This window comes from Rhizobium sp. 21-4511-3d, from assembly GCF_053522545.1.
Genome location: NZ_JBNWCF010000033.1, coordinates 1 through 2,496, shown reverse-complemented (window position 1 = coordinate 2,496; position 2,496 = coordinate 1). Strand labels below are relative to the sequence as shown.

General features: G+C 58.7%; 2 protein-coding genes. Both read left to right on the top strand.

Features of this window, described 5'->3' with window-relative positions:
- Nucleotides 1-113: 113 nt before the first annotated feature.
- Nucleotides 114-1,640, top strand: coding sequence for an IS21 family transposase (gene istA / locus ACQZ5H_RS32565; RefSeq protein WP_130279814.1), 1,527 nt, complete (start codon nt 114-116; stop codon nt 1,638-1,640).
- On the top strand, nt 1,630-2,442 hold the full coding sequence (istB, locus tag ACQZ5H_RS32560) for an IS21-like element helper ATPase IstB (RefSeq protein ID WP_449100218.1): 813 nt from the start codon (nt 1,630-1,632) through the stop codon (nt 2,440-2,442). Before istA ends, istB begins: the two co-directional genes overlap by 11 nt.
- The last annotated feature ends 54 nt before the right edge of the window (nt 2,443-2,496 follow it).

Sequence of the window (2,496 nt, the reverse complement as noted above, 5' to 3'; positions counted from 1 at the left end):
GTGTTGATTTCCACTGAGAGCTGACCCGGCGCAGCGTAATATTTCCATTGAGAATTGACCCATGTTTCAACCGTCCCTCGCATGTTTTCAGCGGGGGCTCTGGAGTGATCGACATGGCATTACTGAGCGTGATCCGACGCTGGCATTTTCGAGACCATCTCTCGATCCGGGAGATTTGCCGCAGGAGCGGCCTGTCCCGGAATACCATCCGCAAATACCTGCGTGCCGGCGGCGTGGAGCCGAAGTTCAAGGTCCCTGAGCGGCCGAGCAAGCTTGATCCATTTGCGGATCGGTTGTCGGCCTGGCTGAAGACCGAATCCAAGAAGGGCCGCAAGCAGAAGCGGACGATGAAGCAGTTGCATGCCGATCTGGTCAGCCTTGGCTACGAGGGCTCCTACAATCGCGTGGCGGCATTTGCTCGGGAATGGCGAGGCGATCGGCAAAGGGAACTGCAGACGACGGGCCGTGGCACGTTTGTGCCCTTGGCGTTCGAGCCGGGCGAAGCATTCCAGTTCGACTGGTCAGAGGACTGGGCGATCATCGGCAATGAACGCACCAAGCTGCAGGTGGCGCATACGAAGCTGAGCTACAGCCGCGCTTTCATCGTCCGGGCTTATCTTCTGCAGACTCACGAGATGCTATTTGACGCGCACAATCATGCGTTCCGCGTTTTTGGCGGCATTCCCGGTCGTGGCATCTACGACAATATGCGCACGGCGATCGACAAGGTTGGCCGTGGCAAGGAGCGCGACGTCAATGTCCGCTTCATGGCGATGGCCAGCCACTACGTGTTCGAGCCCGAGTTCTGCAATCCAGCGTCCGGATGGGAAAAGGGACAGGTCGAGAAGAACGTTCAGGATGCCCGTCATCGCTTCTTTCAACCGATCCCTCGCTTTCCATCATTGGAAGCCCTGAATGATTGGCTTGAGCTGCGGTGCAAGGAGTTCTGGGCGAAGACACCGCATGGCCAGATGCGTGGCACAATCGCCGATGTCTGGGCTGAGGAGGCTCCAGCCCTCATGCCCGTTTCCAGGCCGTTCGACGGGTTTGTCGAATACACGAAGCGGGTCACACCTACCTGCCTCGTGCATCTGGAGCGCAACCGCTACAGCGTTCCGGCATCCTTCGCCAATCGACCGATAAGCCTTCGCGTCTACCCGGATCGTGTTGTCGTCGCGGCGGAAGGTCAGATCGTTTGCGAGCACCGTCGCGTCATTGATCGTTCCCACGATCGGCCAGGACAGACCATTTACGACTGGCGGCATTATCTGGCGGTGGTGCAGCGAAAGCCAGGTGCTCTTCGCAACGGTGCTCCATTCGTCGATCTGCCCGAAGCATTCCGGAGCTTGCAACAATATCTGCTCAAGAAGCCAGGTGGCGACCGCGAGATGGTCGATATCCTGGCACTTGTTCTCCAGCACGACGAGCAGGCAGTGCTCTCGGCCGTCGACATGGCGCTAAAGTCTGGTGTTCCGACGAAGACGCATGTCCTGAACCTGCTGCATCGCCTCGTCGACGGAAAAACCTTCACGCCGCCGACCCTCGACGCACCTCAGGCCCTGACGCTCACCAACGAGCCCAAGGCCAATGTCGAACGATACGATACCTTGAGAAAGACGGAGGTTCGCCATGCGTCATAACCCGGCAAGCGGCGCGATCGTCATCATGCTGCGGCAACTAAAGATGCACGGAATGGCCCACGCCGTCGGTGATCTGACCGAACAGGGATCGCCGGCGTTCGAGGCTGCCATTCCAATCCTGTCCCAGCTCCTCAAGGCGGAAACGGCTGAACGAGAGGTCCGATCGACCGCATATCAACTCAAAACGGCACGCTTCCCGGCCTATCGTGATCTGAACGGATTCGACTTCGCCAGCAGCGAGATCAACGAGGCGCTCGTGCAGCAACTCCATGGCTGCGGCTTCCTCGACGACGCCAACAACATCGTCCTGGTCGGCGGTCCCGGCACGGGCAAGACGCACATTGCAACCGCAATCGGTGTCCAGGCCATCGAGCATCACCATAAGCGGGTCCGGTTCTTCTCGACGGTCGAGCTGGTCAACTCGCTCGAGCAAGAGAAGGCGCAGGGACGCTCCGGCCAGATCGCCAATCGGCTGGTTCATTCCGATCTCGTCATTCTCGACGAGCTTGGATACCTGCCGTTCAGTGCATCAGGCGGTGCATTGCTCTTCCATCTGCTGAGCAAACTCTACGAGCGCACCAGCGTCATCATCACCACCAACCTCAGCTTCAGCGAATGGGCCAGCGTGTTCGGCGATGCCAAGATGACGACCGCGCTGCTCGATCGGCTTACTCATCATTGCCACATCCTTGAGACCGGAAACGACAGCTTCCGCTTCAAGAACAGCTCGGCCCATGAGCCCAAGACAACGAAGGAGAAACGCAGGAACTTGACCACTACGACCAATACAAACGATACCTAAAGGCGGGTCACTTCTCGGTGGAAACGCCGGGTCAGCTCTCAGTGGAAATCAACA